The organism is Bacteriovorax sp. DB6_IX (assembly GCF_000447775.1).
In the GTDB taxonomy this organism is placed as follows: domain Bacteria; phylum Bdellovibrionota; class Bacteriovoracia; order Bacteriovoracales; family Bacteriovoracaceae; genus Halobacteriovorax_A.
On the sequence record NZ_AUNJ01000030.1, the window covers coordinates 1 to 15,425 of the forward strand.

The 15,425-nt window shown below is 38.1% G+C and carries 13 protein-coding genes; 5 read left to right on the top strand and 8 right to left on the bottom strand.

The annotated features are described in order from the left end of the window. Nucleotides 1–150 precede the first annotated feature (150 nt). From M901_RS00885 to M901_RS00895, 3 genes are read right to left on the bottom strand one after another with little or no spacing between them, the layout of a single operon-like run. Nucleotides 151–2,688 (bottom strand): endonuclease/exonuclease/phosphatase family protein, encoded by a 2,538-nt coding sequence (locus M901_RS00885; RefSeq protein ID WP_021276278.1) that lies wholly within the window; start codon nucleotides 2,686–2,688, stop codon nucleotides 151–153. After that, on the bottom strand, nucleotides 2,688–4,691 hold the full coding sequence (locus M901_RS00890) for a hypothetical protein (RefSeq protein WP_021276275.1): 2,004 nt from the start codon (nucleotides 4,689–4,691) through the stop codon (nucleotides 2,688–2,690). Before M901_RS00890 ends, M901_RS00885 begins: the two co-directional genes overlap by 1 nt. Before the next feature lie 17 nt (nucleotides 4,692–4,708). Then, complete coding sequence (locus tag M901_RS00895) at nucleotides 4,709–6,076, bottom strand: hypothetical protein (protein WP_021276273.1); 1,368 nt, start codon at nucleotides 6,074–6,076, stop codon at nucleotides 4,709–4,711. Nucleotides 6,077–6,342: 266 nt separating this feature from the next. Between M901_RS00895 and rlmN the strand changes: the two genes are divergently transcribed. Further along, nucleotides 6,343–7,374: a 23S rRNA (adenine(2503)-C(2))-methyltransferase RlmN gene (gene rlmN, locus M901_RS00900; RefSeq protein WP_034719341.1), complete on the top strand. Its 1,032-nt coding sequence runs from the start codon at nucleotides 6,343–6,345 to the stop codon at nucleotides 7,372–7,374. On the opposite strand, the gene M901_RS00905 is transcribed toward rlmN, so the two are convergent. From M901_RS00905 to nrdR, 3 genes are read right to left on the bottom strand one after another with little or no spacing between them, the layout of a single operon-like run. Continuing rightward, nucleotides 7,371–7,781, bottom strand: a complete 411-nt coding sequence (locus M901_RS00905) for a hypothetical protein (protein WP_021276272.1) — start codon at nucleotides 7,779–7,781, stop codon at nucleotides 7,371–7,373. The genes rlmN and M901_RS00905 overlap by 4 nt on opposite strands. Continuing rightward, complete coding sequence (gene nusB / locus M901_RS16080) at nucleotides 7,781–8,263, bottom strand: transcription antitermination factor NusB (RefSeq protein ID WP_021276271.1); 483 nt, start codon at nucleotides 8,261–8,263, stop codon at nucleotides 7,781–7,783. Before nusB ends, M901_RS00905 begins: the two co-directional genes overlap by 1 nt. Next, nucleotides 8,238–8,732 (bottom strand): transcriptional regulator NrdR, encoded by a 495-nt coding sequence (gene nrdR, locus M901_RS00915; RefSeq protein ID WP_021276276.1) that lies wholly within the window; start codon nucleotides 8,730–8,732, stop codon nucleotides 8,238–8,240. The genes nusB and nrdR overlap by 26 nt, the downstream gene beginning before the upstream one ends. A 233-nt stretch (nucleotides 8,733–8,965) precedes the next feature. On the opposite strand from nrdR, the gene M901_RS00920 reads away from it, so the two are divergent. Further along, the gene (locus M901_RS00920) at nucleotides 8,966–9,349 is read left to right on the top strand and encodes a response regulator (protein ID WP_021276277.1); all 384 of its coding nucleotides are present in this window, start codon (nucleotides 8,966–8,968) and stop codon (nucleotides 9,347–9,349) included. 39 nt (nucleotides 9,350–9,388) lie between these two features. Here M901_RS00920 and glyA read toward each other — a convergent pair whose 3' ends face one another. Next, on the bottom strand, nucleotides 9,389–10,639 hold the full coding sequence (gene glyA / locus M901_RS00925; RefSeq protein WP_021276267.1) for a serine hydroxymethyltransferase: 1,251 nt from the start codon (nucleotides 10,637–10,639) through the stop codon (nucleotides 9,389–9,391). A gap of 8 nt (nucleotides 10,640–10,647) precedes the next feature. Continuing rightward, the gene (gene fabF, locus M901_RS00930) at nucleotides 10,648–11,895 is read right to left on the bottom strand and encodes a beta-ketoacyl-ACP synthase II (RefSeq protein WP_034719334.1); all 1,248 of its coding nucleotides are present in this window, start codon (nucleotides 11,893–11,895) and stop codon (nucleotides 10,648–10,650) included. Nucleotides 11,896–12,039: 144 nt separating this feature from the next. Here fabF and M901_RS00935 point away from each other — a divergent pair, with 144 nt between their 5' ends. The 3 genes from M901_RS00935 to M901_RS00945 all read left to right on the top strand — a co-directional run bounded on the left by M901_RS00935 (nucleotide 12,040) and on the right by M901_RS00945 (nucleotide 15,150). Continuing rightward, a complete protein-coding gene (locus tag M901_RS00935) occupies nucleotides 12,040–13,743 on the top strand; it encodes a protein-glutamine glutaminase family protein (protein ID WP_021276274.1) in 1,704 nt (567 codons plus the stop codon). Further along, the gene (locus tag M901_RS00940; protein ID WP_034719337.1) at nucleotides 13,728–14,009 is read left to right on the top strand and encodes a hypothetical protein; all 282 of its coding nucleotides are present in this window, start codon (nucleotides 13,728–13,730) and stop codon (nucleotides 14,007–14,009) included. The genes M901_RS00935 and M901_RS00940 overlap by 16 nt, the downstream gene beginning before the upstream one ends. A gap of 190 nt (nucleotides 14,010–14,199) precedes the next feature. Continuing rightward, nucleotides 14,200–15,150 (top strand): hypothetical protein, encoded by a 951-nt coding sequence (locus tag M901_RS00945; RefSeq protein ID WP_157679751.1) that lies wholly within the window; start codon nucleotides 14,200–14,202, stop codon nucleotides 15,148–15,150. Nucleotides 15,151–15,425: the final 275 nt, after the last annotated feature.

A 15,425-nucleotide genomic window follows, 5' to 3' on the forward strand; every position in this document is an offset into this window, starting at 1 on the left:
AGAACAGATGATGACGGTACAGGGGATGGAAATTTCTATCCTTGTAAGGAAGAAGAAAATTGTGAATCATGGGTTACATATATTGCAGCTATGAATTAAAAAAAGCCTCCATTCGGAGGCTTTTTTATTATCAATTTAACTCATTCATTTTTAGAAATTGAACTTACCGATAACTGGATCGTGATCTGATGTTCTACCCATATAATCAGAGTTAATGTGAAGAACTTCAAATCTTGCATCTCTTTCTAGGATTTCTTTTGTTGAGAAAATATAATCTAGAGGTTGAGAGTTACCATTATGGTTTGTTGAGTATCTTTCTTTCTTTGGAAGCATTCTCATCATGTTGACTAAAATATCACCTTCAAGAACTTTCATTGATCCTTCATTCATATTTGCATTGAAGTCACCCATAACAAATACGTGAGCACCTGGATTTTTCTTTTTGATGATATTTACAAACTCATTAAGCTTCTTTGATTTTGGAACCCTCTTCGCTTCTGAACCAGAGATAAATGGTTGAATTGCTCCATGTCTGTCTCTATCTCCAAGCTTAGAGTTAAGGTGGTTACCGATCACGAAAACTTTTTCACCCTTAAAGTCAAACTCAGCGATTATACTCTTTCTAGAGTTTCTAAATGCGGGATCATGAGGATAAATTCTTCCTGGGTTATTACTAATTGATCCATTGCTCATTACAACTGTTGTTGCAAGAGGGTTTGGATTTAAACGAGCTGGAAAGCCAACTTTATCGGCCTTGTAAATTAGAGCAACTCTAATATTCCCACCTGGTTGACCACCTTCTGCATGAACGACAGGGTCGATATTCGCCATCTGGTAGTTCGCATTACAATTAAGGTTTGTGATAATTTTATTTAGAGTTCTAAAGGCAGATGAACCACCATTATAGTTCTCTCCATTGTCATCTTGAACCTCAACGAGAGTTAAGATGTCAGGACACTTGAGGTTTGTCTCAATAACTCTTGCTAGGTTTTGAACTCTTTCTTCAGCCGCTTTTGTTCCTGGTAGGTTTTCAATATTAAATGCCGCAATTGTCAGTGAGTTCTCATCAGAAATTAAAGTTGTTTTAGGTCTGTCAGAAAACTTGAAACCATCTCTACGAATTGTAATATCGTTCATCGGTTGTTGTTCTTCTGGAAGTACCAGTGTGTACTCACCACCACCAAATAAGTTCTTTAGGTAAGTGAAGACACCCTCAACTCGACCATTAATTGTATCACCAACTTTGTAGTAGTGATTCATCTCAAGTCTCTTTGTGTGATCACTTGTCGCAATAGAGAAGATCTCAGGGTTGAAGTCATCAGTATCTTCATTGATGATAATTCCACCTGTTTTCGTTTCATTATCTGAAACTCTATGACCATCAGCTCTTGCGTAAAGAGTTAAGTGTCTCTTAGCGTTCTTATCTGTTACGTCTGTTTTTCCACCTCTAAAACCAAGAATTCTTGGATTGTTCACAGCAACTCTCATACCTTCTAAACTTTCGTAGAAGTCTAGAGCTTGAGTCAAATCAAGTTCTGCCTTTAGATTCAGGTCACCATTATAGTTAGAGAAGACTTTCGTTGGGATTTTTCTACCACCTTCTCCAATTAGAGTAGCCTCAGGAAGAGTATTCCCACTGCTCAGTACTTTTAGGTCTGTGACATTTCTAATAGAAGTTAAACTAAGTCCTGTTGGTCTAATTCCTTCATAAATAACACCACTTACTTCAATCATATCTCCAATCTTGTAGTCCGGAGCTTTTTCTAGAAATTTGTAGAATGGGTTATTCGTTGGGATGTAAACCATAAGCGCATCAGATGTCTTTGGATTTCCATCACCATTTGGATCTTGAATGTAGATTTCCAGTCCTTTTGGGAACCATGAAACATTGGCAACAGAAGTAATTACACCTCTTGTTGTAACGCGTTTCCCGTAATGGGCCGACATAAATTTTGTTCCTTGAATTTGAGGGATTGTAAGTCTTCCCGCATCTCCAATCTCATATGTCGTCACTTTTCCACGCTCTTCGATAAGAAGAGGCATTTCCTCAAGTTGGCTAAGGTATGTTTCAAGCGACTTTCTGGCAGAAACTTTTCTTCCTGAGAATCTGAATCTATAACTCATTGAGTTTCTATATTCATATCTTGGGAAAACTTCACCATTCTTGTAGTAGTATTCACTAATTGCAATTTTGTATCTTTTATTGTCTTGAAGAGGTCCTCTTCTTTCTGAAAAGTTCTTAAACCTTGGTACACCACCGACAAAGTGAATATGATATTTAAGCCCTGCAACCTGAAATGGGTTTGTGTACTTCTCTGTCGCTCTTTCGTAGATAAAGGCCTTAATATCTTTTCCTTTCATCGTCCCAATTCTAAATTGATCCCTTTGTCCATATTGTGGGAAGAGTCCCTGAATCGACGAGATCATATTATTTTCAGGATTGGCCGAAAGTGACATGATATTTTCTGCGTTACCTATATCTTCTGAAGGGTAGAGAACAACATCTAAATCATTTACTTCTTTTATCGCTGTGGCCATAAGGTTTCCAGCTGTTGATGAAGAGTTAAGTGCATTCTCACCATTGATGATGACATTTCCATCAGTCAGTCGATATGACTTTTGATCAGAACATCCTAGGAGTACCGAAGAAGCTACAATGATTAGTAGTATACTATTAAAGGCCTTCATTATTTATCTCCTAGATTGATACCGTTGATCTTCCAAGTGAAGTACTTTGCCTTACCATCAACAAAGAATGGCTTGTAAGCAAAGATAACTCTAAAAGAATCTGGTAAGCTTGTTAGATCAATATCTTTAACTGTTTCTTGAATTGTCACATCAAAAAGAGTTCCTACAGATCCAGGATTCTGGAGTGCTGACTCAACGGCTTGCGCAGTGTTAACAGACTCTGGAACAATCAGGATCTTTGCAGAATTAATACTAGTCTCATTTGCAAAATCAAAGATTTGAGAAATTGTCAGTTTTCCATTTAAATCAGACTTGTTCAGGACCTGAGTTCCAACGAAGCTGAAGGCTTCTTCTTTGTCAGCACAATTGTGAACATTGAATTTTGAAACATCATCATAAACTCTTAAGACATCAATAGTTTTACCTCTCTTATCTACACAAGAGATTGATTTTCTAAGTGTCTCATCAGCGATGGTCTTGATTGCTGTATATGTTACTTGTGATGAGTCTGTTGGTTCAGATAAGTCTTGATATTCAACACTTCCAAGTGTCCCTTGGATGTCAAATGAGTCAAGCTCCCAAACCTGATTATCAGTGTAGCTTGATTCTTTGATAAAGAACTTTAGTGTAAATGCTTTATTTGCATCTTCTTCTGAAATCTTGATCTTAGTGATAAAGCTAGAGTAGAACTTGTCGTTAGCAGAGTAGTTCTTTCCAAAAACCATTCCAGCATCAACCCAAGTTGCAGAGTTGATGTCGCCACCTTTATAGTCATAACTCTTTTTAACAACAATATTCTCTTGTTGAAGTCTTTGACCAATGTGTCCGAGAATAATTGTCGCATCTTTTGCTTCAGTAAATTTAATTCTAGGACTTAGTAGGTATCCTGATTGTTGATTACTTGTTTTTACAAGTGCGTACCCATTTCCTCTAAAGCTTCCATGTTCCCACTCAGGAGAACCAAGAGTTAGGAAACCATCCAGTGAAGTATCAAAGTTCTTCTTTGGTTGATAACTTTTAGGAACTTCACGCCTTACTATTTGATCCAGAACCACTTGAGTGTTGAGTGCGAAGTTATAAATACTCCAGCTCGCTCTGCTATTTCCTGACTGAGGAGAAAATTTAAAAGCAATTGTTACTTTTTCGTTAACAAAATCATTCAGGTTATATTTTGTATTGATTGTATGGAACATTTCTCCTGCTGGAAGTGCAGATGTTCCATCAAGTAAATCTTTTTCATTAAGCTCTTCCCAGACGACTCCATCTGCAGTTGGGTCACCCTTTACGTAGTTTCTACTTACAAGAATTTTGAATGATTCTTTAAGGATATCAGCTCTATTTGGAGATTTATCTTGGTAATTTGTTTGATGCGAAAATTCGAAATCAGCAGCACCTGCACCTGAAAGATTAAGAGTAGGAGAGAGTAACCATGATTCTCCAGTTCCAACTGTTGAAATCATTGTATCTTCGTTTCTTGCTCCAATCTCCCAAGTCGAACCTTCATTATGGAAAGTGAAGGCTCCCATACTATCAGTGAAGTCATTAAAGTAAGCTCTCGCTTTTATATCACCACTATCAATTCCTAATTTCTGAGCAAGTGAAAATGCTACCTTTCCGATCTTGTCAAAGAAGACGGGAATTGTATCTCCATCTCTCACTTCAACATCAGCTTCATTAAAAAGCTTGATTTGTTGTAGAAGCTGAGAAACAGCAGCGACATCGGAATTATCAACACGAAGCTTTCTTAGTGAAGCGAGGGATTTTTTAACAGACACAAGAACAGCTTCTTTATCCGTTGGCGTTGAAGCCGTCAGGATATTACCTTGCTGATTCAGTCTGAGAATTTGCTCTCCTTGCTTGATAGCTGAAGAGATATCCGCGGCCTGTCCAGTGCTAAGTCCAATGTACTCATTCTCATTACCAACAACAGTTTTATCATTAGAACAAGATGTTAGTCCTGTCGCTGTTGTTAGAATTAGAGCACTTAATAATAATGATCTCATTTGATCTCCAAAGAGGACTAGAAGCTAAAAAGCTCGTGTCCATCAAAATCATAGTTAACTTCTAAGTATAGTAAGTAGTCATTTTTTACGAATGAGCTGTTAATTCTGTCTGCTCTAAGGTCAGAAGAACTTGTGAAAACAGGATTCTTCGCCTTTAAGATTTCGAACTCTGGTTGAATAGAGAAGTTACCAGCTCTAATCTTTGAACCAATCCCGTATCTAAGAAGTCCACCGTGTGAAAGTGAATCATCAGCTGTTCTAAGTCTGTGAGCTGATTCTCTTTCGATGAAGATGAAATGTTCACCTTGGTGTCTAACAAAGAAGTATGGTGTTTGATTTTCAAGAACCATTCCGACTTTAAGTGCATAGGCCATATCAGATTTTCCAACCCAGTCTTGAATATTGCTTGAGTTATCAGCATATACAGGTTGAAATGGTGTTGTTGTGCTAAACCAGTTACCACTTCTAGAAGTATTCCATGCCTCTTCACCGGCTTTAGAGTAAGCAATTTCAGCTTCAATAAGAATATTCTTTGGAAGTTTTACTAGAGCTTGAGCAGAAGCAGCTGTCTCTAGAAGAGAACCTGTCTCTTTAGCTTCTGTATGTGTCACATAATCTAGAGAGAGTCTTAGAGACTCATCGTTATTATATGAAAGTCCAAACTTGTAACCAGTATCTTCTCTTCTTTCCCATCTTGTTGCTACTGCATTGTTAACAACATCGTATGAAGAGTTTACTGGATGCTCATATGTTGCCTTACCAATACCCGCGTATGCTTTGAAAAGGTCTTTAGAGTATGTCAGAACGAAACCTGGGATAGTCTTTTCTGCGATCTTAACATCAGTTGGCTGAGTTCCAGACGAGAAATCACTTGGTTGACCATCAATAAAGTAAATTCTTGTTACGTCCCAAGTATTAAATTCTTCACCAACTTCACCATCAAAGTTGAATGGGTAAAAAGTAAGGTTGAAGTTGTTATTAATTTTGTATGAAATAAAAGTTGATTCAGAGTCTAGATCTAGACCCATAGAAGTCCCACCGTTATCAGATTCATCTGTTTGAAGTTCTCCATCAACTTGGAATGTGAAGGCCTTATAAGTGTGACCAATTCTAGTTTCAAACTTAGAAGTCTTGTTGTCGAAACGGTTATCTTCTGGAGATGTTTCGAATCTAAACTTTGCAAAAGTGTCTTTTGAGAAGTTGTACTTGAGAGCAATTTCTAGCTCTACTTGGTCTCCAACTTCTGTTTTCTTAGAATCAGAGTAGATATACTCTTCATAATTAGCGTAATCTACAAAGAACTTTTCCATTGGCTCTGTAGAAGCATTAGCTCCCATAGCAATAAATGTAGCGAGTGCAGACGTACCGATCTTTTTGAAATTCACAAGAGCTCCTTAATTCATGCATGTGTAAAAAAATATCTGTGCCACTTATAACTAATAATTGAGCATTTAGCTATGGCTTTTGAAAAAATTTCAACAAGTGTTCATGGTTAAGCTATTGAAAATATTGAGGTTGGTGAATGTTTGGATTGTGTTAGCTTCCGCTTCTGAATTGTAAGATTAAGTGTGCTTATAGCTAACGAGAAGTCCTTAAGTTTAGCCTAATGTATGAATTGATTTCATATGGAGGAAAGGTTAGTATGCCCGCCATGGAATCTTTCTATAATTTAAGTTTTAGCGACCTTGAGGGGCAGCTTAAAAAGAACGGTCTAAAAACTACGGCCGCAAGTTTACTTTTTAACTGGCACTACAAGAAAAAGAATATCTCTCCTTGTGTGAATAATGTTTCTAAGGACACAATTTCGTATATCGCTGATAATTATAATTTTGAGCTTCCAAAAATTCATACTGTTCATGAAGCCGAGGATCGAACAGTGAAGTTTCTCTTCGAGTTATCAGATGGCAGAAGAGTTGAGTCTGTTTTAATTCCCTTTCACAATAAATATTCCATTTGTCTTTCATCTCAAGTTGGCTGTGCAATGAAGTGCTCTTTTTGCTTTACCGGAACCCAAGGCCTAAAAAGAAATCTCGATGCCTCTGAGATCATCGGGCAATTTCTAGGAGCGAATCAGTGGTTAAGGACCAATAGGCCTGATGAGGAAAGAATCCTCAATATTGTCTTTATGGGACAGGGGGAGCCTCTGCATAATTTTGATGCTGTTAAAAAGGCCTGTGAAATTTTCATTGCTCAAGAGGGAATGAGTATAGGAATTCAAAAAATCACGATTTCTACTTCAGGTTATATCCCAGGTCTTCAAAGATGGAAGAATGAGATACCTGGTGTGAATTTGGCCTTGTCACTTCATGCAGTTGATGATGAAATTCGAAACGAACTTATTCCAATTAATAGAAAGTATCCTCTTCGTGAAGTCCTTGATTATATCGATGATCTCCCATTGAGTAAGAAGCAGTTTGTGACTTATGAGTATTTACTTATTGCTGATTTAAATGATTCAGAAGCTCACGCAAGAGAGCTAGGAGAGCTTTTAAAGGGGAAGCGAGCCTATATAAATATTATTCCATTCAATCCATTTCCTGGCTCAAATTATCAACGCCCTTCTGATGAGAAGGCAGATGGCTTTAAACGTATTCTTGGAGAATATAAGATCCCAACGTTAATTAGAAAAACAAAGGGTGATGATGTTCTCGCAGCCTGTGGACAGTTAAATACTGCTGACTAATAGGCCAGTTCTCTAATCTCGAATTTACTAGTTTTAACAAATTTTGGAAGTTTGTAGCTCTCTGGATAAATAACGGAGAGATTCTTATTCTTATGACTACCAAGCTTTGAAAGAATCATTTTAAAGTCTTCAAAGTCCTTCGTTTTAAACTCATTCTCAGTAGAAAAGTTTAAAAGAATAAAAGGTGAATCAAAATTATTAGAAATGAAGAAGTTGTTTTCAGACTCAATTTGGATATTATTTTCTTTCGCAAATTCAGCAAAGTTTCTCATTTGGCCATCAACGAGATAGTCAAAGATATTAATAATCTCACTCTCGTTTGCAAGAGACTTTTCACTAAACCAAATGACTCCAACGGAATCAGTATTTACATGGGATAGAATTTTATCGTAGAGCTCAGTCTTCATTAATTAAGTTCTTTATTTACTTTGTCTAAGATTCCATTAATAAAGGCAAATGACTCTTTAGGACCAAACTTCTTAACAAGATTAATATACTCGTTAATAACGACTTTCCCTGGAGTTTCAGTGAATTGTAACTCGTAGACACCAAGGCAAAGAACTGCTTTTTCAATATTTCCAATCGAAGAAAAACTTCTCTTTTGAAGGAATGTTGAAATGAGGTCAACAACTTGAGCTTCTTTAGAAAGATATCCTTTTACAAGGTCCTTTCCAAACTTTTGGATTGAAGGGTTTAGGTTATTGTCTAAGTGCTCATCATCTTCTTTGATATAACTATCTTCGAACTCTAAAATAGCTTGATCTAGATTAAATTCGTCATTTAGAATTTCATCTTTCTCAAGATTAAAGTCTTTTAGAAATAGCTTATAAATGAATTTAAAAGCATATTCTCTTGCGACAGTCTTATTGTTGAAGTTGGCTTGGTTCACTTGGACTTCCTTTACTTATTTGATCAATACTTTTTTGTAAGCTGTGGATAAAGCCGTTAATATCTTTAAAGTTCCAGTAGAATGAAGCATATCTTACATAGGCAACTGGATCTTGGAGATAGAGCTTTTCCATCGTAATTTCACCGACAATCTTAGCCGAAACTTCACCTGGGTGATTTTCAGCGAGGGTTCTTTCAACCTCATCAATCAATCGGTTGATCTCTTGAGTCGTCACAGGCCTTTTTTGGCAAGCCTTGTTAATACCCTTACTGATCTTTTCTCGGTTAAATGGTTCACGCCTTTTATCATTTTTTACAATGGCCGGCAGCTGTAATTGTAATTTTTCATAGGTCGTGAATCTCTTTAGGCATACTTGGCATTCTCTTCTTCGACGCACGGCAAGACCGTCAGACAAGTGTCGTGAGTCGATAACCTTTGTATCTTGTGCGTTGCAAGAAGGACAGAACATAAAATAACCTCTTTCTATCTAAATACTAAAAAATAGGAGCACTCTGACAATTGGAATGTGAATTTTCTTGACCGCCATATGTAGGGGCATTAACGTTTAAGTAACACACAAATTTAGGAGACATTCGTGAGTATAGCGATTCAGCTAATCCTACTGGTATGCTTTGTTGCCATGGTAGGTCAGATGATGTGATACTAGGTTATTAAATATGCCTAGTTTAGGGAGTAGAGCTAATGAGCGATTTATTACAAAACAGAAAGATTCTATATATTGAAGATGAGGTTGATTTAGCAAAAATCATCGAAGATGAGCTAGTTGAGCTTGGGGCTGAAGTTTTGCGAACAGAAAAAATTAGTCGCGCTCAAGAGGCTTTATCTAAGATCAAGTTTGATCTAATTATCACGGACTTTCTTTTACAAGATGGTACAGGGGACACAATCGTCTCGAAATTAAAGTCGTGTAACTCTGAACTTAATTGTGAGACTCCAATTATCGTCACAAGTGCTTTTATTGGACAAGACCTACTCGATGAATTTGAGGGGAAGGTTGCAGCTGTTTTAACGAAGCCTCATTCAATGGAAAGACTTTTAAACAAAATTCAAGAAATTTTCGAATAATAAAAAGGCCCTACTTCGAGGGCCTTTTTATATCATCTTTTAATATACTGGAAATTGCTTACATAATTCTTCAACATTCTTTTTGATATTTTGAAGATCAGCCGGTTTGTCGTGAGCTTTGAGAGCCTGAACAATCCAGTTTGCAAGAAGCTTCATTTGTTCTTCTTTTAAACCTCTTGTTGTAATTGCCGGAGTCCCAAGTCTAACACCAGAAGTGACGAATGGAGAACGAGAATCTCCAGGAATCATATTCTTGTTACAAGTAATACCCGCGGCCTCAAGAGCTGCTTCAGCTTCTTTTCCTGTTAGATTAGCAGGGTCAGTTTTCATAAGGATAAGATGGTTATCAGTTCCACCAGAAACGATTTCCATTCCAAGTCCGATTAGTGACTCTGCAAGAGTTTGAGCATTTGCGATAACTTGCTTTTGGTAATCAACATATTCAGGAGTAAGGGCCTCCTTGAATGCAACTGCTTTAGCAGCAATTACGTGCTCTAGCGGTCCACCTTGGATACCTGGGAAGATATTAAAATTAATTTTCTTCGCAAGCTCTTCGTCATTTGTAAGAATGAGGCCACCCCTTGGTCCTCTTAGTGTTTTGTGAGTTGTCGTTGTTACGATATGGGCATGTTCTAGAGGGCTTTCATGAACACCGGCAGCGACGAGTCCTGCAATATGTGCCATATCCACAAGTAGGTAAGCACCGACTTCATCAGCAATCTCTCTAAACTTCTTAAAATCTATTGATCTTGGATAAGCACTCGCTCCGGCCACAATTAGTTTAGGCTTCTGTGCAAGGGCCACTTCTCTAACTTTCTCATAATCGATAACTTCTGTCTCGATATCAAGTCCATATGAAACAATATCAAATAACTTTCCAGAGAAGTTAACTGGAGAACCGTGAGTTAAGTGCCCGCCTTGAGCGAGATCCATTCCCATAACTTTGTCACCAGGTTGAATGATAGCAAAGTAAGCACCCATATTAGCTTGTGAACCAGAGTGGGGTTGAACATTTGCAAACTTACAGTTGAAAAGTTCCTTGGCCCTATCAATTGCGATTTGCTCGATATCATCTACAACTTCACAACCACCATAGTAACGTTTCTTTGGTAGCCCTTCAGCGTACTTATTAGTTAGAATTGATCCTTGCGCTTGCATAACGGCCTTAGAGGCGTAGTTTTCAGAAGCAATGAGTTCAAGACCAAGTTCTTGTCTTTCTAGTTCCTTATTTGTCAGAGCAAAAATCTCTGCATCCATGGACTCTAATGATTTCGAGTTTTCGTGAAACATAGCCTTCCTTATTCTGTGTATCTCTTTAAGACAAGAGATGAGTTAGTTGATCCAAATCCAAAAGAGTTGTTAAGTGCATAATCAACTTGTTTCTTTTGGGCCACGTTGGCCGTGTAGTTAAGATCACACTCTGGATCTTGATTATCAAGGTTTATCGTTGGTGGAATAACTCCCGTATGAAGAGTCATTGCCGTGAATACTGTTTCAACTCCACCTGCGGCACCAAGAAGGTGACCAACCATTGATTTTGTTGAGCTAACGTTAATTGTTTTTGCGTGGTCTTCACCAAGTACCATTTTAATGGCCTTTGTCTCGGCCTTATCTCCAAGTGGAGTTGAAGTCCCGTGTGCATTAACGTAACCAATATCTTCTGGTTTGATTCCAGCATCTTCGATAGCTTTTTTCATGCAACCAAAAGCACCAGCACCTTCTGGGTGTGGAGCTGTGATATGGTGGGCATCTGAAGAAGCACCATGACCTACGATCTCAGCGTAAATTGTTGCACCTCTTTTCTTAGCACTTTCAAGGTCCTCAAGAATAAGAACACCAGCACCTTCACCCATAACAAATCCATCTCTGTCTGTATCAAATGGACGAGATGCTTTTTCTGGTTCATCGACTCTCTTAGAGAAGGCTTTCATATTGATGAAACCTCCCATTGCCAGGTTACAAACAACAGCTTCTGTTCCACCTGTAATCATGACGTCGTGACGTCCTGATCTAATCTCTTCAACGGCTGTCGATATGGCGTGACATGAAGAAGCACAAGCCGAAGCAACAGTGTAGTTCACACCCATAAATCCATACTTAATACTTAAAAGCCCTGTGGCCATATTTGGAATGATGGCCGGGATAAAGAATGGTGAAATTCTTCTTGGTCCTCTTTCGTGAAACATTTTTCCAGTTTCTTCTGTGATAGGGAATCCACCCATACCAACACCTAGGATTGCACCAACCTTATATGGATCGTAATCTTTAAGATTTAGTCCTGAGTTTTTTAGGGCCTCATCAGTTGCGTGAAGTCCAAAGTGAATGAAGCGATCATACTTCTTTTGATCTTTTGCTTCGAGAAGATCTTCTGAGAGTTCAAAGTTTTTAACTTCTCCTGCGATTTTCACTGCAAGTTGATCGATATCGTAGTTTTCGACTGTTGAAATTCCTGATCTTCCTTCAACAAGTCCATTCCATACATCATTTAAGTTTTGCCCAAGAGCACAGATCGTACCCATTCCCGTAATTGCCACTCGTCTAGTCATAGCTTCCTCCTCGTTTGGCAGATTAGGATTAAGTCATTATTTCATCTTGAAAGGGACCCTTTGGCAAGTCTAGAAATTGTTAAATTTCAGGTATTTGTGCAAGATGATCTTTGATTCTTACACTATTCTTGGGTGCTGCAAAAAGTGATTAATAAACTCAAGTATTTAGAAGAAAATGACGATGAGTCACTTATGAGAAGAGCGAAACTTTTATTACTTTTTTTAATTCAAACCTTTGTTTACTCCTACGATATCAATCTCGATGGCGAAGCACCGTTGTCTGGTTGTATCTCAAATGGTGCAGAAAACACCTTCCTTTGTAAGGGGAGTAATGGAGACGAGTTCTTCGTAAAGGAGACGGGATGGGAATACGTCGCTTTTAAAAGATCAAAAGATGGAAAGTATGAGCCTAAAGAAGTTTACGAGATCTATGACAATGGTGGAGAAACTGTTTATGTAAAGAATGTCACACGAGCAGACCTCATGGCGCCGATGCCTAGTGTTGGATATTATTACAAAGGCGATATGGCCAACTTCGCTCATGGTCTTTCTGATATTCATCGCAGACTCTTTGCCTATGAAGAGGAAGAAAATAAAGTTACTGAAACTGATAAAGAAATTTTTGATTTTGTTGAATCCGTAAAAAAGGAGTATGAGCAAAGAAGAAAACACTTTGATGCTCAGATGAATTCGTCTCGTCTTAAAGTTGAATTAGAAAGCGGAGAATCCTTAACATGTCGTCGCGATTTAAAGAGTGTTAACTGCTCCCTATTAGATTGTGGAAAAGATGATAAGGGAAATAAGGTCCTTCTTTTAAAAGATCGTTATGGTCAAAGCTCATATTTCGAGTCTTTCTCTTTTAATCAATCTGGTATTTCTAAAACAGGAAGTCGAATAAAGGGGATATACGGAGCCAATGGTCAGGCGCTTTTAGAGAGAAATGGCGAGCTATTTCAAGGCCTAACCTTTAAACCAAATATGCTTGTTCCTGGCCGTTATAATAAGAACCCAGAGTTATTCGCCGGTCTTACAAATTTCTCATCGGCCAATATGCTTATGAGTGAGTTTGATATGTGTAGCCCAAAGATGGGTGATCTCATGGATAAGACAATCTCTGAGGCACATGATGACCTTAAGAATGCTGAAATGGTGCAGTTGATTGAACTCACTAATGGCATGATTGAAAGTAACTTTATCAATCTCGAGTCACTACCTGGACATGCCTGTGTTCAAAATGGTGTTTATTATTCCCCTGAGAGTTATCAGAAACTAAAAGAAATAGGAAGAAGCTCACGTAAAACAATTTCGATGAAAAAGGCACAGGAGATTTTTGATAAGGCGAGAGCAAGAAATGATATTGCCTGGGATTATACTTTCGATGGTTGTTACGCCCGAGCACACCTCATGGCCAGAATGTTTGAAGAAGAAGGGATTCATGTTGATAAGGCATGGTTACGTGGTACTCTTCAAATTCCTGGTGAGGATATGACTAAGACCTGGGGTTACCATGTGGCACCTGTGGTTTACGTTGAAGATGAAAAAGGTAAAGTTCAAGAAATGATTATTGATCCTTCTGTCTCGCAAAAGCCTTTAACTCCTAAAGAGTGGTCAGCGTTGATGGAAGTTGATTTTGACGATAGTCAGAGAGTGGCATACCCAACACCAACCAATACTGCAGTCTTTGGGAAAACATCATATGCAGTAACCAGTTCAGAGCCTTACTGGCCAGATCTCGATACTCGTTTAACTGAAGAGATGAAGATGAGAATGGCGGCAGATACTATGGAACGCTATAAAACAGGAATGGACCCTTGGGGTCAGGAGTGGATGCAATGGGAAGAAATGTAGTAAAAGTAATGGTTATCTTTTGCTTTTCTTTTTCTGGTGTTATGGCCCAGAATATGTCTGGCAGATTGAGAGTGAGAACTCTTAAGAAGCGAAATAAGACATCCTATACTGTCTCATTTAAAGAGAAAGCAGCGCTCTATCATTCAAAGAAAAAGTTTTATAAGTGTCTTTCTTCATCGGCTAAATCCGGCAAAGAAATACTTGTTAGATGGAACATGAAGACCCTAGAGGTTAACGGATGTAAAAAGTTCCCGGTGTCAAAGTAAGCCCGGTGTAATTTTATCCTAAAATATGACAAGAATCCCCTCGAGTTTGGAGTCGTTTTGACCCTAAACGCCTTTTTATGTGCTTACATTTTTGGCACACCCTTTGCTTTATACAGTTTTAATCAAGACAAGGCCAAGACGGTCACGTTTATTGAAGAAACCTAATAGTTATAAGGGAGAGGGTATGACTATGAAAAAGACTATTGTTGCTGCACTTTTATGTTCAATCGCTACTGTTGGAGCTGGAGCTAATTTTGATGAGAAAGATTACAAAATTTGTACACCTCATAAAATCATAGTTGATGATCTTATAACAGAAATCCAAGCGCTAAAGGACCAAGATCTTGTTGGAAAAATTCAAGACCTAAGATTCCAAAAGAGAGAGAAAGAAAACGAAATCCAATCAATTGCGAGTAGTGCAAAAAATGCAAGAAATAGAGCGGAGTCTCTTGAGAGCAGACTTCATGTTCTATCTACTCAGATGGATAAGCTAATTGGAGCTGAAAAAAGAAAAATTGCTCAGGGGCAATCTGATATTGCTCAAGGGAAGAAAGATAAGGCCCACAACGAAATGAAGAAGAGTAAGTGTAAAGGTGGACTACTTGGGACATTTTGTAGAAAGAAATACCGTGGGCGTATTAAAGATGCTGAAAGAAAAATGGCCAATGGTGAGTCAAAGATTAGAAGTGCTAAGGCCGCAATTGCTAGCTTTCCACAGGAAAAAGCATCTCTACCAGCTAAGATTGCCAAAGCACAAGCCGAAGTTACTAGCCTTCAAGGACAATTAACTGCCGCTAGAACTGCAAAACCAACTGTTGTTCAGTTAAGAGGTAAGATCGAAAGACTTGAAGAGCAAAATGCAAATCTTCATGCAGAGATTAATCAAATGGAAGGTCAGCTAAACCAAGCAGAGTCTATTTTAGGACAGTGCCAGAATATGAAGAAGCTTGCGAAGGCCTATAAAGTTCTTATCAAAAGAGCTGAAGACTTCAAGGCTGAGCCAGCACTTTGTGACAATGTTGATATGATGCTTGATATGGCAGATAAAGCATTCGAGAAAAAAGGTATTAGAGATGCTCATAAAGTAGTATGTGACATCGCTGAGATTCCTGCTGATGACTTTCAAGTTTCAGTACAATAAGCGATTCTTACATAAAACCCAAAAGGCTCCTTGTTTAAGGAGCCTTTTTTTTTAGGCAATTCACAAATTCGTCCGATAAATACCTAGAAATATATCTTACTGAAATCATTCAACTTAGCATCTAAATCATGTAAAAAAGGTGTCTCAAATAGAGAACCCCTTATAATGATTAAGGTTAAGCTCAAGTGAATTATGGAGAAATATCTATGAAGTTTTTATTGCTCTTTATTGTCTCAATCAGTGTCTTCGCTGGCGATGATTTTGATGAGATTATA

Excerpts from the sequence above, each read along its gene's own strand:
- M901_RS00940 (WP_034719337.1), top strand. The coding sequence starts at position 13,728 with ATGGGAAGAAATGTAGTAAAAGTAATGGTTATCTTTTGCTTTTCTTTT.
- M901_RS00905 (WP_021276272.1), bottom strand. The coding sequence starts at position 7,781 with ATGAAGACTGAGCTCTACGATAAAATTCTATCCCATGTAAATACTGAT.
- rlmN (WP_034719341.1), top strand. The coding sequence starts at position 6,343 with ATGGAATCTTTCTATAATTTAAGTTTTAGCGACCTTGAGGGGCAGCTT.
- M901_RS00885 (WP_021276278.1), bottom strand. The coding sequence starts at position 2,688 with ATGAAGGCCTTTAATAGTATACTACTAATCATTGTAGCTTCTTCGGTA.
- M901_RS00890 (WP_021276275.1), bottom strand. The coding sequence starts at position 4,691 with ATGAGATCATTATTATTAAGTGCTCTAATTCTAACAACAGCGACAGGA.
- M901_RS00945 (WP_157679751.1), top strand. The coding sequence starts at position 14,200 with ATGAAAAAGACTATTGTTGCTGCACTTTTATGTTCAATCGCTACTGTT.
- nrdR (WP_021276276.1), bottom strand. The coding sequence starts at position 8,732 with ATGTTCTGTCCTTCTTGCAACGCACAAGATACAAAGGTTATCGACTCA.
- glyA (WP_021276267.1), bottom strand. The coding sequence starts at position 10,639 with ATGTTTCACGAAAACTCGAAATCATTAGAGTCCATGGATGCAGAGATT.
- M901_RS00920 (WP_021276277.1), top strand. The coding sequence starts at position 8,966 with ATGAGCGATTTATTACAAAACAGAAAGATTCTATATATTGAAGATGAG.
- fabF (WP_034719334.1), bottom strand. The coding sequence starts at position 11,895 with ATGACTAGACGAGTGGCAATTACGGGAATGGGTACGATCTGTGCTCTT.